20 protein-coding genes are annotated in these 25,284 nt (G+C 47.3%); 5 read left to right on the forward strand and 15 right to left on the reverse strand.

Going from position 1 to position 25,284, the window contains the following annotated elements; translation table 11 throughout:
- Nucleotides 1-230 precede the first annotated feature (230 nt).
- The gene (locus tag QZN42_RS03250) at nt 231-1,838 is read right to left on the reverse strand and encodes a peptide chain release factor 3 (protein WP_296954297.1); all 1,608 of its coding nucleotides are present in this window, start codon (nt 1,836-1,838) and stop codon (nt 231-233) included.
- 214 nt (nt 1,839-2,052) lie between these two features.
- Nucleotides 2,053-3,006 carry an L-lactate dehydrogenase gene (locus QZN42_RS03255; RefSeq protein ID WP_296954298.1) on the reverse strand — a complete coding sequence of 318 codons (954 nt, stop codon included), beginning with the start codon at nt 3,004-3,006 and terminating at the stop codon, nt 2,053-2,055.
- Nucleotides 3,007-3,219: 213 nt separating this feature from the next.
- Here QZN42_RS03255 and QZN42_RS03260 point away from each other — a divergent pair, with 213 nt between their 5' ends.
- From QZN42_RS03260 to QZN42_RS03275, 4 genes are all read left to right on the forward strand, one after another.
- Nucleotides 3,220-3,450, forward strand: coding sequence for a hypothetical protein (locus tag QZN42_RS03260; RefSeq protein WP_296954299.1), 231 nt, complete (start codon nt 3,220-3,222; stop codon nt 3,448-3,450).
- Nucleotides 3,451-3,524: 74 nt separating this feature from the next.
- On the forward strand, nt 3,525-4,595 hold the full coding sequence (serC, locus tag QZN42_RS03265; protein ID WP_296954300.1) for a 3-phosphoserine/phosphohydroxythreonine transaminase: 1,071 nt from the start codon (nt 3,525-3,527) through the stop codon (nt 4,593-4,595).
- A 32-nt stretch (nt 4,596-4,627) separates the two neighbouring features.
- Nucleotides 4,628-6,217, forward strand: coding sequence for a phosphoglycerate dehydrogenase (gene serA / locus QZN42_RS03270; RefSeq protein WP_296954301.1), 1,590 nt, complete (start codon nt 4,628-4,630; stop codon nt 6,215-6,217).
- Between the two features lie 9 nt (nt 6,218-6,226).
- The gene (locus QZN42_RS03275; RefSeq protein WP_296954302.1) at nt 6,227-6,865 is read left to right on the forward strand and encodes a histidine phosphatase family protein; all 639 of its coding nucleotides are present in this window, start codon (nt 6,227-6,229) and stop codon (nt 6,863-6,865) included.
- Between the two features lie 170 nt (nt 6,866-7,035).
- Here QZN42_RS03275 and QZN42_RS03280 read toward each other — a convergent pair whose 3' ends face one another.
- From QZN42_RS03280 to smc, 6 genes are all read right to left on the reverse strand, one after another.
- Nucleotides 7,036-8,169: a tetratricopeptide repeat protein gene (locus QZN42_RS03280; protein WP_296954303.1), complete on the reverse strand. Its 1,134-nt coding sequence runs from the start codon at nt 8,167-8,169 to the stop codon at nt 7,036-7,038.
- Nucleotides 8,170-8,177: 8 nt separating this feature from the next.
- Nucleotides 8,178-8,795 carry a hypothetical protein gene (locus QZN42_RS03285; protein ID WP_296954304.1) on the reverse strand — a complete coding sequence of 206 codons (618 nt, stop codon included), beginning with the start codon at nt 8,793-8,795 and terminating at the stop codon, nt 8,178-8,180.
- Nucleotides 8,796-8,958: 163 nt separating this feature from the next.
- Nucleotides 8,959-9,825, reverse strand: coding sequence for a LysR family transcriptional regulator (locus tag QZN42_RS03290; RefSeq protein WP_296954305.1), 867 nt, complete (start codon nt 9,823-9,825; stop codon nt 8,959-8,961).
- A 214-nt stretch (nt 9,826-10,039) separates the two neighbouring features.
- On the reverse strand, nt 10,040-10,696 hold the full coding sequence (locus tag QZN42_RS03295) for a M48 family metallopeptidase (RefSeq protein ID WP_296954306.1): 657 nt from the start codon (nt 10,694-10,696) through the stop codon (nt 10,040-10,042).
- A 73-nt stretch (nt 10,697-10,769) separates the two neighbouring features.
- A complete protein-coding gene (gene ftsY / locus QZN42_RS03300; protein WP_296954307.1) occupies nt 10,770-11,714 on the reverse strand; it encodes a signal recognition particle-docking protein FtsY in 945 nt (314 codons plus the stop codon).
- Between the two features lie 159 nt (nt 11,715-11,873).
- The gene (gene smc / locus QZN42_RS03305; RefSeq protein WP_296954308.1) at nt 11,874-15,410 is read right to left on the reverse strand and encodes a chromosome segregation protein SMC; all 3,537 of its coding nucleotides are present in this window, start codon (nt 15,408-15,410) and stop codon (nt 11,874-11,876) included.
- A gap of 337 nt (nt 15,411-15,747) precedes the next feature.
- Here smc and speC point away from each other — a divergent pair, with 337 nt between their 5' ends.
- Nucleotides 15,748-17,904 carry an ornithine decarboxylase gene (gene speC, locus QZN42_RS03310; protein WP_296954309.1) on the forward strand — a complete coding sequence of 719 codons (2,157 nt, stop codon included), beginning with the start codon at nt 15,748-15,750 and terminating at the stop codon, nt 17,902-17,904.
- A 130-nt stretch (nt 17,905-18,034) separates the two neighbouring features.
- Here speC and QZN42_RS03315 read toward each other — a convergent pair whose 3' ends face one another.
- The 7 genes from QZN42_RS03315 to QZN42_RS03345 all read right to left on the reverse strand — a co-directional run bounded on the left by QZN42_RS03315 (nt 18,035) and on the right by QZN42_RS03345 (nt 24,906).
- The gene (locus QZN42_RS03315) at nt 18,035-18,643 is read right to left on the reverse strand and encodes a DNA-3-methyladenine glycosylase (RefSeq protein ID WP_296954310.1); all 609 of its coding nucleotides are present in this window, start codon (nt 18,641-18,643) and stop codon (nt 18,035-18,037) included.
- On the reverse strand, nt 18,640-19,716 hold the full coding sequence (locus QZN42_RS03320) for an efflux RND transporter periplasmic adaptor subunit (RefSeq protein WP_296954311.1): 1,077 nt from the start codon (nt 19,714-19,716) through the stop codon (nt 18,640-18,642). The genes QZN42_RS03315 and QZN42_RS03320 overlap by 4 nt, the downstream gene beginning before the upstream one ends.
- A gap of 2 nt (nt 19,717-19,718) precedes the next feature.
- On the reverse strand, nt 19,719-20,936 hold the full coding sequence (locus tag QZN42_RS03325) for an FprA family A-type flavoprotein (protein WP_296954312.1): 1,218 nt from the start codon (nt 20,934-20,936) through the stop codon (nt 19,719-19,721).
- 219 nt (nt 20,937-21,155) lie between these two features.
- Nucleotides 21,156-21,803, reverse strand: a complete 648-nt coding sequence (locus QZN42_RS03330) for an amino acid ABC transporter permease (protein WP_296954313.1) — start codon at nt 21,801-21,803, stop codon at nt 21,156-21,158.
- Between the two features lie 8 nt (nt 21,804-21,811).
- A complete protein-coding gene (locus QZN42_RS03335; protein ID WP_296954314.1) occupies nt 21,812-22,621 on the reverse strand; it encodes a basic amino acid ABC transporter substrate-binding protein in 810 nt (269 codons plus the stop codon).
- A gap of 212 nt (nt 22,622-22,833) precedes the next feature.
- Nucleotides 22,834-24,465 carry an MATE family efflux transporter gene (locus tag QZN42_RS03340; protein WP_296954315.1) on the reverse strand — a complete coding sequence of 544 codons (1,632 nt, stop codon included), beginning with the start codon at nt 24,463-24,465 and terminating at the stop codon, nt 22,834-22,836.
- Between the two features lie 159 nt (nt 24,466-24,624).
- On the reverse strand, nt 24,625-24,906 hold the full coding sequence (locus QZN42_RS03345) for a hypothetical protein (protein WP_296954316.1): 282 nt from the start codon (nt 24,904-24,906) through the stop codon (nt 24,625-24,627).
- Nucleotides 24,907-25,284 lie beyond the last annotated feature (378 nt).

Genomic DNA, 25,284 nt, shown 5'->3' on the forward strand with positions numbered 1-25,284 from the left:
AGTTTCAGATAGGAATGGAAAAAATTTTTATAAAATACATGCCCCCGCCATGTACAGGAAAGGCTGGTTCAGCGGAAAAGCGGCACTCACCCCGGCAATTCGCAAAAACCTGCACATCAAAAACCGCAAAAGAGCATCTGCTCTTTTGCGGTTCAATTTGTGTTATTTATATAAAGGAATCATAACGTGAAGATAGCAATCATTATGTCTTAAAGACCGATCTACCTCATTCAGTTCCCTTCCAGTTCAGCTACGCCAAGAGGCGGGCTTTCCAGAAATTTAACTTTCGGGTTGCGCTGTGCCAGCCACCCTGCCTGCCATGCATTGGGGAGAAGATATACCGGACGTTGACGGCGGTCATAAACTACCATGGCATTATCGATACCCACCAGTTCATCCGGCGGAATGTCTCCTTCGGTCCAACGGGCTGCCGTATAGCCCAGAGGTTCCAGATTCACCTGTACATTATATTCATTTTCCAGACGATATTTCATGACTTCAAACTGCAGCTGGCCAACGGCACCGATGATAAAGGATTCCATAACATAAGGCTGCTTATACACCTGAATGGCCCCTTCCTGAGCCAGCTGGGTAACGCCATTCAGGAACTGTTTTCTCTTCATGGAGCTTACCGGGGAAAGCCGGGCAAAAAGTTCCGGCGGGAACACGGGGAAATCAATGAAAGTGACAGGATGCTTCTTTTCGCACACCGTATCTCCTACGCCCAGCTCACCGGTATCAAAAACGCCAATGATATCGCCGGGATACGCTTTTTCCACTACCTGCCGTTCTGTCGCAAGGAACTGCTGAGGCTGGGAAAGTCGAATCATTTTCCCGCTCTGCCGGTGAAGAACAGAGACTCCTTTTTCAAAGAGACCGGAGCAGATACGCATGAATGCTACACGATCATGATGTTTCGGGTCCATATTGGCCTGAATTTTGAAAACAAAAGCAGAGAAGGAAGGATCCTCCGGATCGATGGTTCCTTCCAGAGTCTTTCGGGGTTCCGGCGGCGGAGCAAGCTCCAGATATTTTTCAAGGAACGGCTGGACGCCGAAGTTCGTCATGGCAGAGCCAAAGAACATAGGCGTCAGTTCACCTCTTGCCACTTTATCTGCATCAAAGGGATCTCCCGCTTCATCAAGGAGTTCAAGATCTTCCTTAAGCGTTTCCAGAGCTTCCGGATCCACATGAGATATAATGGCCTCATCATCCATCTTTCCGGAAATGGTTTCCAGCTTCTTTACACCATGGGCATTATCCTTGATGAAAAGATGACACATTTCCGTTTCCCGATCATAAATACCGGTGTAATCGCCATTGACCCCGATAGGCCAGTTCATGGGGCAGGAACGGATGCCAAGCACATCTTCGATATCTGCCATGAGGTCAAAAGGATTCTTGCCGAAATGATCGATTTTATTGACAAAGGTGAAAATCGGGATGCCCCGGTCTGAGCAGACTTTGAATAGCTTCTTCGTCTGCGCTTCCACGCCTTTGGCCACATCGATGACCATAACTGCAGAATCCACAGCCATAAGGGTACGGTAAGTATCTTCCGAGAAATCCGCATGGCCGGGGGTATCCAGGATATTGATGCGGCATCCCTGGTAATCAAACTGCAAAACAGAGCTTGTAACGGAAATACCACGCTGCTTTTCAATTTCCATCCAGTCGGAAACCGCATAGCGGGCAGTCTTTCTGGCCTTTACGGATCCTGCCAGATGAATGGCGCCTCCGTAAAGGAGGAGTTTTTCTGTAAGCGTCGTCTTGCCGGCATCCGGGTGGGAAATGATGGCAAAGGTACGGCGTCTCTTGATTTCTTCCTGATCAGTCATGATTCACCTCATGTAAAACATAATAAGCCTTTATATTATACAACATATAGGGGATTATGGATAGAGTCACTTTAGCCGGGACCGGGGGAAGAATCGTTCTTCGTTATTCGATGTTCGTTCTTCGTTGTTCGTGATTTGTAAATTTGATTTCTGCAAAATCGGATTGCACACAAAAAAGCTGCCCCATGGCAGGACAGCTTTTTTATTTCTAAAATCAGAGGGTCAGTGCTCTTGCGAAGTGTTCTTTCAAAACTTTGATGGAATGCTGGAGCTCAGCATTTTCTTCATCGGTCAGATGGATTTCAATGATGTCTTCTACGCCGTCTTTGCCGACTTTGACAGGAACGGAGGCAAAGGAGTCTTCGATGCCATACGGCCCATTGAGGTATACGGAGCAGGGCAGAATCTTGTGTTCATTATGGTAAATAGCACGAACCAGTTCTGCAGTAGCAGAAGTTACACCGAATTCGGTGCAGCCCTTGGTCGTATTTTCGATGTAACCTTCTTCATGAACTTTCTTCAGGATGACATCCTTCGGATCCATATGGTAGAGATCCGGTTTTTCAGCCAGCAGTTCATCTACCGGTTTGCCTGCCACCTTGACGTGGCTCCAGGGAATCATGGAAGAATCGCCATGTTCGCCCATAAGGTAAGCGGTCAAGCTGCGGCGGTTCACTTTGAGCTGGTCGGCCAGCTGATACTGGAGACGTGCGGAATCAAGAGCCGTACCGGAGCCGATGATTTTCTGTTTCGGCCAGTCCAGTTTATACTGCAGGTATTCAGCAATGATATCGCAGGGGTTGGAAATGGAAATAATGATACCATCAAAGCCGGATTTGGCGATAAGCGGAATAAATTCCTTGCTGGTAGTGATAGCACCGTCCATCATATCCAGACGGGTCTGTCCCGGAAGTCTCGGTTTGCCGGACGCATTGATGAGGATATCTGCATCTTTCATATCGTCCACGGTGCCTGCATAAGCTTCGAAATGATGAGGCTGGTAGCTGTTTGCGTCCATAAGGTCAAGGGATTCACCGACCGCTTTGTCATTATTTGTATCATAAAAAACCACTTCATCTGCCAGTCCCTGAATTGCGAACTGAAGTGCCAGATGGGAGCCTACGTTGCCGGCTCCGATGATACCGATTTTTCTTGTTTTGATTGCCATGTTACTACTCTCCTTAGATTTCCCATTTTACGCAGCTTCTATTCTTCTATCTTGCAATGCGGATGTGTGCGTAAGTGTGCCGTATCTTCAAGATAACGGTAAAAACATTATACACCCTTATCCATAGAGTGTACAGTACCAGGGACATTTCTCCGATTTTCGTCTTTGCTAAGGGCTTGACAGTAAACGTTACAGGGACTATAATCCAATCATATGAAGAACGATGATGAAGAAGGGATAATGATTCTCGTCCAGAGAGGCAGCGGCCGGTGTGAGCTGCCGGAGCATGATTATCTTTCCACTTCGGAGCTGAAGATGATGAGTCTTCCGGGTAAGCCCGATACAGCAGATCAAAGATGGCCGGAAGGCAATTTGGGTGGTATCGCGGGTGCTCTCGTCCCTTACAGGATGAAGGGCTTTTTTTATAGATACTCCCCCGGCTAAATTGGGTGGCACCGCGAGAAAGAGAAGCTCGTCCCATGGGACGCTTCTCTTTTTGTTGTTTTCAGGAGGGCAAAATGAAAAGGGTATTTAATTTTAATGCAGGACCTTCACCAATGCCGCTGGAAGTTCTGGAAGGAATGAAAGAAGATCTCACCAATTTTAAAAATACAGGCATGGGCATTACGGAAATTTCCCATCGTTCCAAAGAATTCCAGGACATGCTTGATGAAACGAAGGCACTTCTCCGCCAGCTGATGAATCTTTCTGATGATTATGAAATCGTCTTCATCCAGGGCGGCGGGACCATGCAGTTCCTCATGACCGGTTATAATTTCCTCCACACCCGCGCCGCTTATGCGGATACGGGCGTATGGGCCCACAAGGCAAGAAATTCTGCAGCCTTCTTCGGCGAAGTATATAATGCGAACTCGGCAGAAGATAAAAATTATTCCTACATCCCCGATACCTGTGAAATCAGACCGGATACTGATTATCTTTATATCTGCGCCAATAATACCATTTACGGTACAGAATACTGGAAATTCCCGGAAGTGGATGTCCCGCTCATTGCGGATATGTCTTCCGACATTCTTTCCAGAAAGATTGATTTCAACCGATTCGATATGATCTGGGCAGGCATCCAGAAAAACCTGGGCGCTGCCGGTGTGGCTCTTGCCATCATCAAAAAAGACCTGCTTGCCAAAGCGCGTACCGACATTCCGGAATTCCTGCAGTACAATATTTTCGTGAAAAAGGATTCCACCTACAATACACCGCCGGTTTTCTGCATTTATTCTTTAAACCGCATGCTTCACTGGATCAAGAATATGGGCGGCCTTACTGCCATTGAAGAACGAAACAAGGTAAAGGCAAAGCTCATTTACGATGTAATCGATGAAAGCGATGGTTTCTACAAAGGCCATGCAGAAAAAGCCTCCAGAAGCCGCATGAATGTCACTTTCAATCTGGCTAATGCAGATATGGAAAAAGATTTCGTGGCTAAAGCAAAAGAAAATGATTTCATCGGTGTCAAAGGCCATCGTCTGGTAGGCGGACTCCGGGTATCCCTGTACAATGCGGTTACTCCGGAAGCGGCAGAAACACTGGCCGAATTTATGAAAGAATATGAAAGAGTCAACGGTTAATAATATATTTCTATATTATATAGGAGGAAATTATGTTTAGAATTTTTATTACTGCAGACGTTGCCAAAGAAGCAAAGGAAATCCTGGAAAAGGAATTCATCGTAGACATCCGTCCGAACATGAAGGAAGATGAACTTTGCGAAGCCATTAAAGATTATGATGCCATTATCACCAGAAGCCAGACAAAAATTACTAAAAAAGTCATCGATGCAGCCAGAAACCTGAAGGTCATCGGCCGTGCAGGTGTAGGCATCGATGGAATCGATATCCCGGAAGCTACCAAGAAAGGGATTACCGTAGTCAATACGCCGGAATCCAATACCATTGCCGCCTGTGAACACACCATTGCCCTCATGCTCTCCATGACCCGTCATATTCCACAGGCTCATCAGTCCATTATGGAAGGCCGCTGGGACCGGAAGTCCTTTACAGGTATCCAGCTTCTGAATAAAACCGTCGGCATTATCGGTGTAGGCCGTGTAGGTTCCAACGTGGCAAAACGCCTTCAGGCATTCAATATGAAAACCATCGGCTACGACCCCTATATTTCCCTGGAAAGAGGCAAACAGCTGGGAGTCGAACTTGTCGATCTGGATACCCTCCTCAAGGAATCTGACTACATCACCCTCCATACGCCGCTGACTGATGAAACCCGCGGAATGATCGGTGCAAAAGAAATTGCAAAGATGAAAGACGGTGTACGTATCGTCAACGCATCCCGCGGTGCAGTTATGGATATCTATGCCCTTGCTGATGCACTAAAGAGCGGAAAAGTGGCAGGAGCCGGCATCGATGTATGGGCCAATGAACCGCTGAAGCCGGAAGACAACCCGTTCCTCGGCATGACCAATGTCGCTCTCACCCCGCACCTTGGCGCTTCCACGAAAGAAGCGCAGGCCGGTGTCGCTACCGATGTGGCTGTAGGCGTTGCCCAGGCACTCCATGGTGAACCCGTGGCTACTGCGGTCAATGCTTCCCCGATTACAAAAGCCACTCTTACCGTTATCGCTCCTTACTTCGACCTCTGCGAACGTATGGGAAATATTGGCATCGATCTGGCCGGCGGCCGTATTTCCACTGTCAATGTAGAATACACGGGTGAACTTGCCGAAACAGAAACCGCTCCTCTGACCACGGCAGTTCTGAAAGGACTTCTCACACCGATTCTCCAGCAGACTGTCAATTTCGTTAATGCAAGAGGCATTGCGGAAGAACGTCATATGGACGTCCGTGAAGTAAAAGCAAAGAAAGGCCATTATTTCACCAATACCATTTCCCTGACTATCGATACCGATAAAGGCACTCACCGCATCACTGGTTCTCTCTTCGACCGCAAGGAAGCAAAAATCGTATCCATCGATCATTTCCGCGTAGATATCGAACCGAAAGGCTGCATCATCATTGCGCCGCATGAAGATAAACCGGGCATGATCGGCCAGGTCGCTTCCGTTCTGGGCAAGGCACAAATCAATATCAACGGTATGCAGGTAGGCGCTTCTCCTGAAGAAGGCACCAACGTTATGGTTGTTGCCGTAGATAAGGATATCCCGTCTGCCATCATTCCGGCCCTCATGAATATCGAAGGCATTCATGATGTAAAAGTCATTCACTGCGAACATTAAGGAGTCCATATGATACGCATCATTCTTCTTCGTCACGGAGAAACTACCTGGAATATCGAAGGCCGTTATCAGGGCCAGGAGGACACACCCCTTTCTGCCCGCGGCATTGAACAGGGAAAGAAGGCAGCCCTGGCGCTGAAGGACGTGCCCATTAACCGGGCCGTCTCCTCCCCTCTTTCCCGTTCCTACGATACCTGCCGTATGGCTGCCGATTATCACGGACTGACCGTTGAAAAGGACCCGAGAATCACGGAAATTTCCCACGGCAAATGGGAAGGCATCCATGCGGATGAGATTGAAGCGCTCTATCCCACTGAATTTCATCTCTGGCATACGCACCCCGAGCAGGTACAGATGCCGGAAGGTGAAAATCTGGAAGATGTTAGGAAGCGCTGCCGGGAGGCTTTTGATGATTATGCAAAGAAATATGGCGGAGAGACAATACTCGTAGCTGCCCACGATGCCGTGAACAAGGCCATTATCTGCGATCTTCTGGGACTTGACATGAGTCATTTCTGGCAGATCAAACAGGACAACTGCTGCATCAATGTACTGGAATGTGACAGGGGCATCTGGCGCATCGTCAGCCTGAACAATACAGCTCATCTGGGATACCTGGTCAGCGGTATTGAGCAGAAAGGGCTGTAAGAGCCGTTAGCTGTCAGCTCATCAGACATTAGTAAGAGACGGCAGAATTGCAGATTCAATTTTCCTCAAATCAAAAAGAGTCGTAATCAGTTTCCTGATTTACGACTCTTTTATTTTGGGGAAAACGCAATTGGCCAAAAGTTTCGTCTTCTACTGCTAACGGCTGACAGCTATTTCTTAAACTTAGCCGCTCTTTCTTCGTCTCTCGTTGCCGCAGCCTCTTTCCCCATAATCCTTCTCGCCCGGGCGCGGAATTCGTATCCTTCCCTGTATTCTTCCTGTTCAATGGACTTCGTGAAATATTTTTCTGCCTCTTTATAGTTTCCCACATTCATATACATCTGGCCGATGCTGTCATACACCGCATGGAAATCATTTTTATTTTTCGCCAGGGACACTGACTTTTCATAATCTGCTCTGGCCTTGTCATACTTCTTAAGGTCCCGCCAGCATTCACCCCGGTTATTATAGTCCATGCTGTTATCCCGCTTTTTCAAAGCCTTCGTCAGATCTTCAATCCCTTTTTCCGGCCGTCCGGTAAGAGCATAGACGAGGCCTCTTGCAGAATAAACCTCTGCATTGTCTTTGTCCTGCTTTTCTGCACGGTTCAGGAATTCAAGGGCCATATCCATTTCCCCCGCCTGCTGGGCGCAGATGCCGGCCGCGAGGAAATTCCCCTGATGGGCGGATACGTATGCCATTCCCCTGGATATGACTTTCTGAGCCTTTTCCCTGTTTCCCTGAAGTTCATAGACATGGGCTTCGGCACGGTATGCCTCCGGATCAAAAGGATTCTGTCCCTGGGCAAGCCTGGCATTACCCAGCGCTTCCCCTATATTTCCGAGATCAGCATAAACATAGGAAAGTCCCGTATAGATGGAAGAACGGAGTGGCGGAAAAGAAGGATTCATGGCAAGGGCACTTTCATAATCAGCCAGTGCCGGATCATATTTCTTCATATGATAGTAAATGATTCCCCGCTCCATAAGAAGGGATGGGTCTGCCGGTGACAGTTCAATAGCTTTCCCTATATCCGCAAGAGCCGGCTTCATCCGGTGCATCATGGAATAAATGGTGCTTCGTTCTTCATAAACGGAAGCTTTCCCGGGATACAGTTCCACCAGATCTGTGGCGATAGCAAGAGCCCTTTTGTAATTGCCATGTGCCATGGCCCCTTCCAGGGTCGTTTCCTCCGCCTGAATGTTTTTCTCTGAAGACTGCGGTCCTTCGGCACAGATTTCTCCTGATGCATAGAAGGAAAGCGCAGCCCCCAGAAGGAGCGCCGCTTTCAATAATCGATTCATGGCTCCCCCTAATTCTTCATGACTGCCTTTGGTGTATCATCCTTTGTATCTTCTGTCAGAGATTTGGAGACATCGGTCGGTACGCGGCGGTACGGGAATGTCTTATACACTTTTTTCATCAGATCATCCATGATGTAGGTGGTACGGACAAAGCCTTCGTCTTCCGTGTCGAAATAAGTGCCCCGGTCATCGCGGACAGTCCCTTCTTCTTTCTTGTAGGAATAAATATCCACGATAGCTCTTGTCTGCACAATAGCATCTCCATCATCAAAAAGGAAGCGGTGGAAAATCCACTGATGCCACTGAAGAGTCGGCATAATCACGATATCCGCCCCTGATTTCTCTGCAATATCCGGCAGCGAAGACGGAGAAACGGCCATGCCGGCATAGTCCGAAGCATTCAGCGTCCTGTAATAGGGATACCGGAAGATCTGTCTCATTTCACGGTTCAGGATAGCTGCTGCAGAATCACTGCCCGTATAACGCGTGGGAAGAAGGACAACCGTCCGGGTATTATCGAAATATCCAAGTTTCCTGTTCATTTCCTGTTTGTCGGCCGCCTCTGCCAGGAAGACAAGAGAAAGCGCCATAAGAAAGGCCATCAGAAAAGATATGATTTTTTTCATAGAAACCTCCTGTTAAATTCTTTGATTATTTCCATTTTACCACGATTTCAATCATTCGTAATGGACCGTTAGTCAAAAATATTTCATCATAAAATCCAATTCATTCAAAAAAGAGGCATGAAAGCCTCTTTTTCTACTGTCGGTATTCAAAATCCATCCTTGTTTATACTTTGAAATAATCCCTTACATAATCTACAAACATCTTCACCGGGGTAGACTGCAGCATAGCCTGTTTGTAAATCAGATGAATCGGCCGGCAGACCGGACGTTTCTGTTTATCAAAAATCAATTCACGGTTCACCTGGGGTTCGCACTTGGGAAGCAGATCCGCCGGAATCAGGGAATGCCCAAGTCCTTTATTTACGATTTCCACACAGGTCAGGCAATCGGAAACGGTAAGCATGAAATGGGGAGAATCGGTGAAATTCTGCCTCCACCAGCGGGTACGCAGCTCATCGAGGGATGGGTCGCTGCGATAACGGATAGACGGCTGCTCGGGAAGGGTAGCATAATCGATTTTATTGGCAGAAATCAGATAAAGCGGCGCATCCTCCAGAAGAATATCCGCATCCGGCCATTCCTGAGAGCCTCGAACGATGGCCAGATGAATATCTTCTTTTTTCACCAGTTTCACCAAACGGTCACTGGTATCGGTAGTCAGGGAAATTTCAATATCACTGTACTTATCCACAAATCCCTTCAGGATTGCCGGCATGTGGGACTGTGCGAAGGACTGGCTGGCACCGATGCGGAGCACCCCGGAGATGGAATTTGGTTCATGGGTGACATAGTTCTTCATATCCTGGTACTGCTGCAGCTCTTTTTCGGCAAAGGAAAAGAGGCGATTCCCTGCATCCGTGAAATGGACACCTTTGTTGGTCCGGATAAAAAGAGGGCAGCCGATTTCCTTTTCCATCTGGCTCAGACGGTAAGTCAGGGACGGCTGGGTCATGAAAAGCCGCTTGGCTACTTTGTTGATGCTTCGTTCTTCGCGAAGGTAAATGAGGATTTTCCAATCGGTATTATTCATTGAAATTACCCCTTGGGAATGAACATAAAACGATTTCTGTCTAAACTGTTGATATAAAATTATTTTATTAGATTATACCATATTTTGCAAGCCATCTGTAAAGAATTTTAAAAAATATGAGCTCCCTGCAAAAATTTTCTTTGATAGAATTTCTTTTCACAGAATATAGATGTACGCAGGGACACTCATTCCATTCCCTCTTATGAACCTCTTCCTACATAAATTCTTTAGGAAATCGTTCAAGCTCTTTTTTTCTATCCTTGTAATCAGGAAGCCAGTGCGCCATAAGCGCATGAAAACGGGGCCCGTGCCCCGGCTCAAGCAGGTGATTGAGTTCATGAACCACTACGGATTCAATGCAGCTTTCAGGTTTTGTAAACAGGTCAAGCGAAAAAGAAATATCATGAGTCCTTATATTGCAGCTGCCCCAGCGGCTTTTCATGACACGTATGGTGATTTTTCCCGGTTTCACTTTCATAACAGGCGACCAGTAAGAAATCATTTCTTTTAAAACCGGTAAAAGCCATGTTCTGGCAAGTTCCTTATACAGCTTTTCCCTGTTGGTGACCTCCGAATGCACATACATTTCCACTGAGTCTTTTCGCAGTGCCCCTCCGTTACGGCTGCCGCCGTAAACATGAAGGACAAATTCTTTTCCGAAAACGAAATGCTTTTCACCGGAGACATAGGTATACCGGACAGGAAGCGGCGTCTTCTCAAGGGCCTTTTCTATCCAGTCCCGTTTCTTTTCAGCAAATTCCCGGATCGCCTTATCAGGCATGCGCAGAGGAGCTGTCAGTATTACCTGCCGGTCTCTGGTAATACGCAGATATATATTCTTAATCCGTTTCCGTACGACAATGATTTCCAATATTTCCTCCTGAAAAACGGCAGAACCCGCCTTTACAGGTTCTGCCGTCATCTGATTTCAGAAATGATACCACTCAGACTTTTGTACTTTCTCCCAGTACATGGTCATCTGTTTCAAAAAGCGCCTTTGCAAAAGCCTGCGGATCAAACCGTTCCAGATCATCTTCTCTTTCTCCGAGGCCGATCCATTTTACCGGCACATTCAGTTCCTCATGAACAGAAAGGACTACCCCGCCCTTGGCCGTACCGTCAAGTTTTGTCAGGACAACGCCGGTCAATGGGACAATTTCCCCGAAATTCCTTGCCTGGCTGATGGCATTCTGTCCGGTCGTGGCATCAAGGACGAGAAGGGTCTGGTGCGGTGCGTCTGGAATAACTTTCTTCACCACACGGCTGATTTTTGCCAGTTCTTCCATCAGGTTGATTTTTGTCTGAAGTCTGCCGGCCGTATCAATCAGTACCACGTCCGCCCCTCTGGCTTTAGCTGCGGATACGGCATCAAATGCCACGGCTGCAGGATCTGCACCTTCCGCATGCTTCACGATATCCGCCCCGGTGCGTTCGGCCCAGATGGTAAGCTGTTCGGAGGCGGCAGCACGGAATGTATCGGCCGCAGCCAGAAGGACCTTTTTCCCTTCTTTATGGAGACGTCCGGAAAGTTTGCCTATGGTGGTGGTCTTGCCTACACCATTGACCCCGACTACGAGAACGACTTCCGGATGATGGGTGTTTTCCTGATCGATCGTATCATCCTTAAGCAAGTCCTGTACTGTCTTTTCGAGGAATGGCATGACTTCATTTGTATTGTGAATGGACCCTTCCGTTACCCCCCGGCGGATCTGGCGCATCAGGTAATCTGTCGTCCTCACGCCCAGATCTCCGGAAAGGAGCACCATTTCCAAATCTTCAAGAAAATCTTCGTCAATCTGTGCATAGCCGATGACTACGCTTTCAATATTTTTAATCAGGCTTGCCTTCGTGCGGGTCAGCCCTTTTTTCAGTTTGTCAAAAAATCCCATAGATTCCTCCGTTCGTCACTTTCCGAAATTTCTTCTTTCTATCTGAGTTTCTTATCTTCTATATTGTATCATGAAGCACGGTGGTTGGATACTGACTCCGGGCTTTTCAGATGGGCCCTGATTCATCACCATTCTCCGCCAGCTCTGATGTCTGACCGCTCACATCCCCATTTCCTGCATTTTGACTGTGATGAGGGAAGATACGCCTTTTTCCGCCATAGTGACTCCCTGAAGGGTATCCGCAAATTCCATGGTCTTTTTCCTGTGGGAAATAACGATGAATTGTGTTTTCTTTTTATAGTCAGCAATCATGCGGCTGTACCTTTCTACATTGGCATCGTCAAGGGCTGCATCGATTTCATCGACAAAACAGAATGGTGCAGGCCGGTAGGCCATGAAAGAAATAAGAAGTGCGATGACTGTAAGTGCCCTCTCGCCGCCGGACATAAGTGTCAGGGGCTGCCTCTTTTTGCCGGGAAGCTGAAGGTACATCTCCACGCCTCCTTCAAGCGGGTGTTCCTCATCGGTAAGTTCCAGTCGTGCCCGGCCTCCCTGAAACATGAGCTGCATAATACGTCCGAATTCTTCATTTATTTTTTTGAAAGCATCTTTGAACTGGATCGTCATGGTTTCGTCAATTTCCTGAATGACCGTTTCCAGTCCCTCTCTCGCTTTCCTGAGATCTTCGATCTGCACCTTATAAAATTCGCGGCGGTCCAGCTGTTTCTGATAATCTTCCTCACCATTGGGATTGACAGAGCCCAGGGCTTTAAGTTTTTCTGACAGCTCTTCCTCCTTCTTTTTCATATCTGCCATGGATCCCGGAAGGCGCAGCTTTTCTGCATCGGCCAGCGTCATATGACGTTCTTCCAGACGGCTGAATTCTTCTTTTTCCTGCTCTTTGAAATGTTCAATCCGTCCCTTTCTTTCTGCCATGTCCTGTTTAAGCTGTGACGATTTCTCCTGGACTTTTCTCCATTTTCCCTCCAGCGCCTTCCTGCTGCCGGCGAAGGTATCCGATTCATCCTGCATTTGGGACTGGCTTTTCTGATGGGCTTCCCAGATTTTCCTTGCGTCCTCATAAGCAGAAGACAGGTTTTCTTTTTCCTTTTTCATTGAAATCAGGGACGCTTCATTCTGCCTTCTGGCTTCTTCCAGAGCTGCCCGGTCGGCTGCCTGGGATTTCCTTGCCCTTTCTCTGTCATCCATCATGCGTTTTCCGAAATTCAGCGCTTCTTCTGCCTTTGTAAGGGATATACGAATGGAAATAATTTCCTGATTCTTCTCATCCAGGGCCTGTCTGAGTTTTCCGCTTTCTTTATCTTGCAGAACAGTGGGAATATCCGCAAGCGAGATAAATTCTTCAGTAAGAGTTGTCTTTCGGGTCAGAGAGTGATTGAGAATCCTTTCTTTTTCTGAAATTTTTTCCTTTTCCAGAGAGACTTCTTTTCTTCGTTCCGTCAGATTTGCCAGAATGCCATCTTTTCTTGTAGTGAGGGCAATGAGAGCTTCTTTCGCCTGCTGCCAGTTTTCCCTTTCTTCCGTCACTTTTTGGGCAAGAGCATCCGCCCTGCGGTCTTCTGCATCCAGTCTTTCCCGGTAATCCGCAAGATTCTTTGATTTCAGATTTTCTTCTTTATATAGACGATTGATTTCCTGCTTTCTTCCAAAGAAAGTATTTTCTTTCTTTTTCATAGAACCGCCGGTCATGGAACCGCCTGCATTCACCACCTGGCCATCCAGGGTAACGATACGGAAACGGTAATTGTATTTCCTGGCCACTCTTCTGGCATCCTCCAGATTTTCCGCAAAAAGAGTCTTTCCCAGAATGGATTCCACCAGATCTTTATACATGGGTGCAAAGGAAATCAGGTCCGATGCGATTCCGCAGATGCCCGTTTCTTTGGCTGCCCCGGAAATTTCTCTGCTGCTGCCGGAAGGATGCATGGATTCCAGAGGGAAAAAGGTGGCCCTTCCCAGATGACGATCTTTCAGCCATTTGATGATATCTCCTGCTGCCTTCGTGGTATCCGTGACAATGCAGGAAATACGGCTGCCCAGTGCCACTTCTGCCGCATCCGTATACTTTTCCGGTACCCGGAGAAGTTCTCCGAGAATGCCATGAATGGAATCTCCGAAAAGGTCCGCCTGATCCATAATGGTCTTCGTCGCAGCAGAAAAAAATGCATATTCCCGGTCCGCCCGTTCCAGATATTCCCTGCGGGAGTGGATGGCATCTCTATCTGATTTCATTTTCGCCATTTCATTGCTCATGGCAAAATGATGATCCTGCGCTTCTTTTAATGCCAGGCTGTCTTTTTTCCCCTGTGCTTCCAATTGATCCAGAACGGTCCTTTTCTCTTCTTCTTCTTTTCCAAGGGAAAGGGCTTCTTTTTCCAGCATTTCAATAGTTTTTTCTTTTTCTTTGGCCGAAAGAAGAAGTTCCTCCTTCTCTTCCTTTTCCCTCTTCAGTTCCTCTTCGAGATGAGATAACTCCTGTTCCAGCCTTTGTTTCTTTTCGATTTTCTGCCTGTTCAGGGACAGTTTTTCCTCATAGGACTTTTCAGCAGCAGCCAGAGAATTTCCCAGTTCCTGCTTTTCCTTTTCGGCCCGGTCCTTCTTCTCTTTCCATTCATCAAATCGTATCCGGGCTTCCGCAAGTTCCTTTTCTACCGTTCTGATATCTTCTGCCAGTTCTTCTTCTGCCTGACGCTGGTCTTCTTCGTCCCTGTCAAGTTCCTCTTTTCTTTCTTCCTCATGGCGGAGCTCTTCTTCTTTAACCCGGAAATCTCCTTTAATTTTTTCCATATGGGCCTGGGCATCAGCGGTGAGGGTACCCATATTTCTTAAATTCTCCTGGTAATCAAGGACCTGTTTTTCCAGTTTTTCCCGTTCCGCGGTCAGAGTGGAAAGTCTGGCTTCCCATTCGATATCCTCATCTTCGAGATTTCTGTATTCATTTTCATAACGGGACAGCATGCGTCCGATGGAAGTCAGTTTCAGCACGGACTCGGAAGCCTCTACCGCTTCTTTTTCTTTCATGATTCCCTTATAAATCCTTGCTTTTTCAGCGCCTTCTTTTAAAGGGATGAGCTGTTCGTCGAGAAGAGCCACCATATCATTGACCCGTTCCATATTTTCCGCCGTTTTTTCCAGCTTCCGGAGGCCCTCATTTTTTCTCATGCGGTAAAGCGTGATGCCTGCCACATCTTCAAAAATGATACGCCTCTCTTCAGGGCGGCTTGTCAGGACCTGATCCACCCGGTTCTGCCCGATAATGGCCAGAGAACCTTTCCCAAGACCTGTGGGAGCCAATAATTCCTGTATATCCTTCAGCCTGCAGGACCTTTTATTGATGCGGAAATCACTGTCCCCGTTCCTGAGGAGTCTTCTGGTAATGGCAACTTCTGCCGTATCGAGAGGAAGTTCATGTGCGGAATTATCCAGTACCAGCGTCACTTCAGCGCCATTTTTCGCCGGCCTTGCCTCGGAGCCGGAAAAAATAATATCTTCTGCTTTCTGCCCGCGGAGGTTTCTTACATTCTGCTCTCCAAGAACCCAGCGCACAGCATCGGAAATATTGCTCTTTCCGCAGCCGTTCGGCCCCACAATGACGGTCATTCCATCAGCAAATTCTACGGTAGTCTTATCTGCAAAAGATTTGAATCCCTGCAGTATCAAACGGAGTAATTTCATGGCTTCTCCTTTTCTTCATTCGTATCTTTATTATTATACAGGAAAGAGATAAACCCTGCAGGAATTTTACTCCCAATCGTAAAAATTTAAAACATGATTTCTTTATTTTCCCGTTTTGGCCCATTTCAGCCGCTCTCGCCCTGTTTCAGCCCTTATTAGTCCATTTTTAACCGTTTTAAATGCGATTTATCGCAATATTATGAAATAAATTAAAATAAAATCATTTAATTCCCATTATTTCCCAAAACTCCTTCTTTTTCCCTCATTTTCCTCATTTTTCCTCATTGACATGCCGGGCTTTTCGTTTTTATAATACAGTTAAAAAAGGAGGTGCTTCATGAAACAGTTAAAAATCGCTCTTGCGCCGCTGGCCATGGACCAGAATATCATTCCCGACGGTTTCAAGACGGTTCCTCTCGATACGGCTGACCTGACCGAAGTATCTGCCGTGGTTATGACAAACAGGGATGAAATCCCGAAGGCTTACGATACGATTCATTCCTTTGATATTCCTTTATTCATTCTGGATACCGGCCTGGCAGCCGGAAGAAATATTTCCTCTATTTCCGGTATTCTCCTGCCCATCAAAGAAAAAACATCCTGGAAAAAGAGGATCACCAGGGGAGCCATGCAGTATGAAAAGAACCTGCTCCCGCCCTTTTTTGGTGCCCTTATGCGCTATACGTCCCGTCACAATGATGAGTATGACTCGCCCGGCCATCACACCGGCGCTTTTTTCCGCAAACATCCGGCAGGAAAAGTTTTCTATGACTTTTATGGTCCCAATGTATTCCGCGGGGACCTTTCCTCCTCCGATGTTGATCTGGGGGATCTCCTCATTCATGAAGGACCGGCCCTGGCAGCCGAACAGTATGCGGCCAAAGTATTCAATGCGGACAAAACCTATTTTGTGCTGAACGGCACCTCCACTTCCAATAAAATCGTCCTCAATGCGGCTCTTGCTCCGGGAGATATCGTACTTTATGACCGGAACAACCATAAATCCATGGATCTGGGCCTTATTCTTTCCGGGGCTGTCCCCGTTTATCTTGAAACGGTACGAAATGCCTGCGGCTCCATCGGCAGCATCCCGGCCCGCTGCCTTGATGAAGAATATATCCGGAAACTGGTGGCTGAAAAAAATCCGGAAAAGGCAAAGGAAGAACGGCCCATCCGCATGGCAGTCATTGAGCTTGGCACTTATGACGGCTGTCTCTGCAACGCAAGGCAGATTGTGGATGAAATCGGATATCTCTGTGATTATATTTTCTTTGATTCCGCCTGGGTGGGTTACGAACAGTTTATTCCCATGATGAAAGACGCCTCGCCTCTGCTCCTGACGCTTGGACCAGATGACCCCGGCATCTTTGTCACCCAGTCTGTTCATAAACAGCAGGCCGGATTTTCCATGACCAGCCAGATTCACAAAAAAGACAACCATATCAAGGATCAGGACCGGTATGTCCCGCATAAACGCATGAATAATGCGTACATGATGCATGCTTCCACATCTCCCTGCTATCAGCTTTTTGCTGCCCTGGATATGAACGCACGCATTCATGACGGACTGGGCGGGATCAAGCTCTGGAGCGATGCCCTTATGCTGGCCATAGAAGTCAGGAAACAGATCCTGAAACGCTGTCACTATCTCTATCCTTTCATTCCGGACAAAGTAGCCGGGAAGAAATGGGAGGATGCCAATAATAAGCAGATTGCGGCCGACAGAAGGTACTGGACCTTCAAGCCCGGTGAGCGCTGGCACGGCTTTGAAGGGTACCAGGAAAATCAGTACTTCCTTGATCCCATGAAACTCATGCTCATTACTCCGGGCATCGATATCGAAAAAGGGATTTATGAAGAGTTTGGCATTCCGGGCGCACTGGTGGCCGAATATCTCCGTGAAAACCATATCATCCCGGAGAAGAGTGACCTGAACGATATCCTTTTCCTTATTACTCCGGCAGAATCGGAAGAAAAATTAAACCGCCTGGTCGATGCGCTTGTCAAATTTGAAAGTTTCATCGACGAAGATGCGCCCATGCAAAAAGTGCTTCCCCAGGTCTATGAAGCCTATGAGGCTCATTATGAGGGATATACCATCCGTCAGCTCTGTCAGGAAATGCACAATTTCTACAAAGAGCGGAATGTCTCTGCCCTGCAGAAAAAACTATTCCAGAGGGAGTATCTTCCTTTCTATGCCATGAGCCCGAGAGATGCGGAAGGAGAATATCTCCGTGGAAACGGCGAACTCATCGAGCTGTGCCATGCTCTCGGCCGTACTGCCCTGGAAGGAGCCCTTCCCTACCCGCCCGGGGTCATCTGCATCCACCCCGGTGAACAGTGGACACAGCCTGCCATCGATTATTTCATGGACCTCGTGGACTCCATAAATGCTTTCCCCGGTTTTTCGCCGGAACTTCAGGGCGTTTATGTAGAAGATGGCGATGACGGCAGAAAGCACGCCTATGGATATGTGCTGAAAGAGAAGAAATAAGTTTCTCCATCCTGCATCCCTTCCTGAGATTCCAAATCTGAGGTTCGTGGTCCGTGAGCAGCGGTTCTCACTTTAAAATTTCGAAATGAAAAAAGGTTCGTGAAAAACAATTTGTTTTTCACGAACCTTTTTATTTTGTGGGAAAAGGATTTTTCGTTACATAAGGGCTTCCTTTGAGCGTAAACCGCCAGGGAAAGTCTTTACCGTAAACCGCATAATCGATATTGATCCGTTTCGTTACTTCTATTTCAAAAGGACCGTCATTCCGGTCTTCCACATAAAGGGTATCCCCCGTCAGGTCAAGTCCATAGAAACTCTTATCTATGGCCATGGCCATAGTCAGGCGCCCGGGTCCGCTGGTGAGCAGTTTCAGTTTTTCCTGGCGCCGCCTTTTTTTCATCAGGTCAATTCCTTCCAGAGGCTCCAGGGCCCGTATGAGAACGGAGCCGGTTTCTCCTTCATGACCACAGACGATATTCAGGCAGGAGTACATGCCATATATAAGGTAAATATAAGCATGTCCTCCTTCACCGAAGATGACTTTCGTCCTCGGGGTAAGCCCCTTAAAGACATGAGCCCCGTCATCTTTATGACCCTTATAAATTTCTCCGTACGCTTCAGCCTCAACGATGCGCCCGGCAGTCAAACCTTCAGGAGACTTTCTGACAAGAATTTTCCCTATGAGATTTTGTGCCACTCTCACAGCATCAGAAAGGTAATCTTCTCTCTGCCATTTCACTGCACATCCACCTGCATTCCCATATCGATGCCCTTCGGAGGATCTGTTACTACCCTGTCTCCATCAGAAAGGCCATCCATAATCAGAGCAAAGCCGCCTGTATCGGAAGCTACTGCCACATGGCGGATATCGATGAGATTGCTTTCATTCACCACTGCCACCTGATCCTCCCCGATGAGGGCAGCTTTCGGAATCATATAGCAGGGCACATTCTGTCCGCTTTCAATACGAATGCTGTATTCATTGCCGATTGTTATCTCATCATCCGTATTATCCACCTGCACTTTGTAGGTAGTATATTTCTCCCTATTTTCATTGGGCTGTTTTTTCAGTTCTCCGTACCAGATATCATTTCCGTCACTCATGGAAACAGTCAGGGTCTTTTCATCCTTCGCTTTTTCCATGATGGTATCCATCTTGGCCGGAATCTCTACAGATGCGGTAACCGGAGAATCCTGGCGGATGACAAGGGCCGGCTTTCCTGTAAGGGCCAGATGGGTATCCCCTATATAAACCTGGGAAATTATGCCGCTGATAGGTGCGCGGACAGTGCAGTTCGCAATAGTCCTTTCCAGTGTCTGGAGAGCTGCAATGAGCTGGGCCGGCGCCTGGCCTGACCCGCCGGAGGGTGCCGGAGCGGCTCCACCCTTTCTCCCTTTGATTCTCTCATATTCAGCCCGGGTAATAATCCCCTGCTTCAGCAGGGAAGCCTCGAGACTGTTATCCACAGGTGATGCATAAGTCCCCACAGAAGCAGCAGAAGCTGCGGTAATCTGGCTCCGGATTGCCGATGCCTGGGATTCATACTGGGCCGAATCAATCTGGAAAAGCACATCCCCTGCTTTGACCAGGGTTCCCACATCCGGAGGATTGGAAATAAGATTTCCCGATACAAGAGGAATAACCGGTGCCGTATGGAGGGCTTCAGGGATTGCCTTTGTCTCAATGGTAAAAGGTTCCCGGCTGACTTCCGCCTTCATCACATGGACCGAAGGTTTATTGCCGCACCCCGAAAGTATCAGTGCTGAAAGGCAGAACGCAGCTGCAGGGATGAGACATTTTTTTACGTTCATGATTAATTCTGACCCGCTTTCACATCTGCTGCGATAAGATCTGCCATTTCATCCAGTTTTCCGTCATCAGACGGAGCAGAAACAATATGGACAGGTTCGCCGAGAATTCTGCATTTTTTCAGTTTTTCCACTTTATCCTTCATGATTTTACCGCTCACATTGGGCGCCCAGCTGCTGTTACCAATGATTGCGATCGTACGATTCGCCACACCCATTTCTTCAAAAAGGTCCAGGAATGCATTCATCACGGGATTCAAAGTCATGTTCATGGTAATGCCGGCAAGGACGATATGGCTCTTCCGGAGTACTTCAGGGAAAGCTTCCGTAATGGATTCACTGCAGAGATCCACGAGTTTCAGGTATTTCACACCTCTTGCTGCCAGTTTCCCTGCCAGGACCTGGGCCGTGAGAGACGTATTTCCATACGCGGAAGCAAAGAAAATGGCTGCGGACTTTTCTTCCGGCGTCCAGGAAGCCCATTTGGCATAGGTGGAAATAATCATATTTCTATCTTCTTCCGTGCGATAGACCGGTCCATGGAGAGAGCAGATATACTGAATATCCAGCTTTGCCGCTTTTTTCAGCGCCATCAGCACCTGGGCCCCGTAACGGGCCACAATATTGGCATAATATTTCCGGAGATCCGGAAGATATTCTTCCCGATAATCCACATCATCCGCAAAGATGGAACCGTTCAGTACGCCGAACGTGCCGAAAGCATCGGCTGAGAAAAGGACTTTCTCTGTTTCTTCATAGGTGAAAGTTACTTCCGGCCAGTGAACCATGGGCGCCTTTACGAAGTGAAGCTTGTGAAGACCAAGGTCGATGACCAGTTTTTCATCTGATGTAATGAAACGGTCTTTCAAATCCACATGGAAATAATTGGCCACCATCTTCTGTGCCTGGGCAGAAGTCACAATTTTTGCTTCCGGATACGCTTCGGCCAGGGCAAGAAGGGAGCCGGAATGGTCCGGTTCCATATGATTTACAATAATATAATCCAGTTTCCGCCCTTTCAGAAGGAACTTCAAATCTTCCATAAAGATATCCCGGATGGAATTATCCACCGCATCGAGGACTGCCGTCTTTTCATCATCAATGAAATAGCTGTTATAGGAAACGCCCCGGGAAATATGAATGAGTCCCTCAAAACGGGGCAGAATGAAATCATTGCCGCCAATCCAGTAAATATGATCGGTTACTTTCTGTTCATTATGCATAGTGACTCCTTTATATCTGATAACTAAAGACAGTTTTACCTCTTTAGTATAGCACGAAAAAGGACGGAAAAGTGTTTAATTTTTCATAAAAAGACTGTCAGTCAATTTTATATTTATGTTCATGTTCAATCCGAAAACATCGCGTAAGCCGCAGAATTCCAAAACAAAAGACCCGCTCTCAAAGGATACGGGCCCTTAATTGAACTGTAAAGTTTGAAATTATCGATTTTCCAGTCTTGAGAGAATCCGGCTTGTCACCAGAGTCAGGATCAGGTAAATGATACCCGTGGTAATAAAGGTTTCCCACACCCTGTAATATTGTGCATTGGCCGCATTCGCCCAGTACATCAGCTCCGGTGTGGCAATAGTAGATGCAAGAGAAGAATCCTTGATGAGGCTCACGAAAGAATTTCCCAGAGCCGGTACCACATCCCTAAGTGCCTGGGGAAGGATGACGTAACGCATACTCTGAAAATGAGAAAGCCCCAGGGCCTCAGCCGCTTCCAGCTGTTCCCCGTCCACCGACAGGATTCCGCCCCGTATAGTTTCAGCTATATAGGCTCCCGCATTGATAGAAAGAGCCAGCATGGAGGCGATTTCCCCATCCGGTTTCCTCATGAGAAGAGGAATAATGCCGAAATAGGCCACCAGGATCTGCAGAAGGAGCGGCGTCCCGCGGATGCTCTCGATGAAACATACTGCCGGAAGAGAGAGCCATTTCCTGGAAGAAAGCCTTGCCAGTGCCAGAAAGAGGCCGAGAAAGAATCCAACTATAATGGCTGCCACAGACAGTTTGATGGTGAGGATGGTCCCGGAAACAAAGAAAGGCGCATACTCTTCCAGAATGGACAATTTCAGGTCAAACATAGAGCTTCCTACTTTCCAAGTTTTTGCAGTATATCATCAGCCGGTTTCGTCTTGAACCATTTTTCATACAGTTTTGCATACGTACCGTCTTTGACAATTTCCGCAAGGGCTTTGTCCAGTTTACCCTGCAGCTCTGCTCCCTTGTCCTTAGGATAAAGAATCCCGAAATATTCCGGCGTAAAAGCTTCGTCATCATAAATGATTTTCAGATGCTGTGCCGGGTACTGGGCCTGGATGGATTTGAGAGACGTCTCATCGCCTACATGAGCGTCTACCTGCCCGCCGATGATCATCTGGATGGACATGGGTGTCTTTTTGATGGAAGGATTATTGGTGCCCATCAGCTTTTCCAGAGCAATCTGTCCGGTAGAACCATTCTGCACAGCCACGGTTTTTCCATTCAGCAGGTCTTTCGCTGATTTGACATCACTCCCTTCGGGAACGATGATGGCCTGCCGGGAAATAAAATAGGGTTTGGAGAAAAGATAGGACTGTTTCCGCTCATCAGTAATGGTAATGCCGGAAATAGCGGCATCTGCCGAATGATTTCTGATCTGCTCAAAGATAGCTTCCCAGCCGGCATCGGTAATTTCCGTGGAAAGGCCTGCCCTTTTAGCCGCTTCATTGATCAGGTCGATATCGAAACCTACGATTTTACCTTCCTTCAGATATTCAAAAGGATTCCAGTTTGCATGGGTTACCACATGGATCTGCTTTGCAGATGAAGATGATGCAGCCGGTGCTCCTCCTCCGCAGCCGGCGATAAAAAGACCGCCCGCAGCCAGAAGAGCCGCTCCCGCTAAAAGCCACTTCCTCATAATTACCCCCCTTATATAAAAAATCTGAACTATCTCTTTTTAGATGCTATTTATTATACTCTCTTTTAAATTACAATACAAGTTGTTCATTAAAATAATAAATGTATGATTGTTCTAATTTCTTACAGACGATAAGGAATTTCCACTGCTGAAAAATAAAAAACTGTGAAAAGAAGGGATTTCCTTTCACAGTTTTCAAAAGATGAGCGAACCTATGGCACATATGCCCTTGTGGCATGGCCTATGATGGAAAGATGCATATCTGTAAGAAGGGCCATACGGATGGGAAGTACCCTGCGCGCTTCGACGAAAATGTCCACTTCCGCTTCCTTCATGGTCTGCATAAGGACAGAAAGCTTTTCTTCCGTTTCAGTAAGAAGGGCCACAAGTTCTTCTGCTTTCCTGATATTCTGCTGCAGAACCACGGGAGACGGGGCAGCCGGAGAATCGGCAGGCATGGGCTGCCGGCCGGAGATGAAGGCAAGTACTTTGTTCCAGGTGAGGACAGGCTTTCCGGAGAGTTCTCTTTCTACCCAGAGGAGGCGGACCACCATAAGGGCTGCAGAACAGAATACGCCAAAGTCAAGTCCCAGCCAGAAAGAGTCAGCTCCCAGAGATGTATGGGCATCAAGGAAAAGACTCATGGGGAAACAGCCGCCCCAGTAAGCAAGGACCATCAGTACGAAGGATACGCGGGTATCTTTGAGCCCGCGAAGAATGCCCTGAATAGGAGTAGATACAGCATCAAAGAGCTGCCAGCCTGCACTGTAAATCAGGAACTGCCCCGCAATCATCGCTACTGCCGCATCGTCCGTATATACGGAACCGATATGGCTGCGGAAAAGTACGGTAAACGATGCTGTAATGGCCGCTCCTGTGAGAGCCACGATGAAGCCTGCCTTTTTATAACGGCGGGCCATTTCCATATTTCCTGCGCCCACTTCAGTCGCAATCAGGATGGTCAGGGCCATAGAGCAGGAAACCGGAAGCATATAGACCAGGGACGCAAAATTATCTGCAATCTGGTATGCTGCCAGGGCATCCGTGCCATAGCGGGAAAGGAATACGATGATCAGGGAGAAAAGGCTCATTTCCATGAAAATGGAAAGACCGCTGGGTACACCTACTACAAGATATTCCTTTACATCGGCCAGTCGGATTTTCGAAGAAGAGAAAATTTTATTTCCGAAAAGATCCTTTGACTTCAGAACGACTACAAAGAAAAGTCCGAAAAGTACCGCATAGGTCAGCATGGTCGCAATACCGGCACCAATCCCGCCAAGCCTCGGCATACCGAAATGACCGTAAATAAAGATGTAGTTGAATGCTCCGTTCACGAAGGGGGCTGCCATGAAAAGTTTCATGGAAATAGAAGTGGAGCCTGCCGTATCAGTGAGGCAGCGCAGCGGAATGATGAGAGCCACGAAAAGTACCACGCCAATCATGGTCATCAGGTAGTACCGGGCGATATGCTCCACCTGAGGTTCCAGAGCCAGGGAATTCATGAGCAAATCGATGCCCAGGAAATAACCGAAAGTAAAGAGGGTCCACACGGCAAGCCCGATGACTACACCGGTTCTCACGATGTAAGGCAGGGATTCTCTTTCCTTCCGGCCAAGAAGGTTTGCCATAATCGGAGTGCCTGCCATAAGGAGTCCGATGAAGGAGGCCAATAGCGGGTAGAAAAGTCCGGCTCCCACCGATACGCCTGCCAGATCATCAGCGCCTGCATGACCGGCCATGGTCGTATTGATAAAAGTTACTCCGGCGGTAGATACCTGGGCAATCAGGATCGGTATCATCACAGACAATAACTTATGAATATCTTTTTTCACGAAAAACATTTAAAATACATCTCCAGGATTTCATCAAAAAAAGACGCCAGCGGCGTCATCTGATTGAAATTTCTGTAGATGTGAGCTTATACCGGGCGTACTCAAAAAAGCTTCTGGTCCCGGAAGAAATAGCAGGCTCAATGCCGCATGGGGTTTCCCCCACGCGCTTCAGGCCATGGAGAAAACCTGGTATCCCGTGAAAGATACCCCGTCGTTCAGTTTTATACCGGTTTCTTTCCGCCCGAATGGTTTCAGGGCGAAAAGATCCCATCCCCTTGCCCCGATGAAACCCTTGAAGAAGGAGGCAAAAGCGGAAAGGACACGTTTGAAATTCATGTTCACTCTTCCCGGTACGAGAAGGTTGGCTCCTTCCTGATAGAAATAAGCCATGGCAAAGAGCAGGTACATGCTGCCGTACATTTCAAGGTCCATGATTTCTTCGATTTCCATTTGTCTCCCTCCTTTCTCAAGGTATTAGTAACTAGTGCTATAAAAAATTTATCAATATTTTTATCAGTAATTTCAATAGCTGTATATAGTATACCGCAGGCCATTTAAAAAGGCAAATATTCCAATTCGTTTTAACAGGAAATCTTTCTTTATGATGCTAAATAATCAGATTGGTGATCTGACATGAATTTTACAGGAAATATTGGGAAATTCTGTATAGTTATGCGTGGTCAGGCATTAAAATCTTTTCATCAGCTGGCGTCTGTCATCTGATTATATTATGCAAATTAAGAATAATTCTGCATGATATATTTTCTTCTTTTTATGTAAAAATAAAACGCATTCCCGCCAGATGCCGTCTATATCCGCAGGATATCG

It is taken from the genome of uncultured Dialister sp., assembly GCA_900314595.1.
In the GTDB taxonomy this organism is placed as follows: Bacteria; Bacillota; Negativicutes; order Veillonellales; family Dialisteraceae; genus Dialister.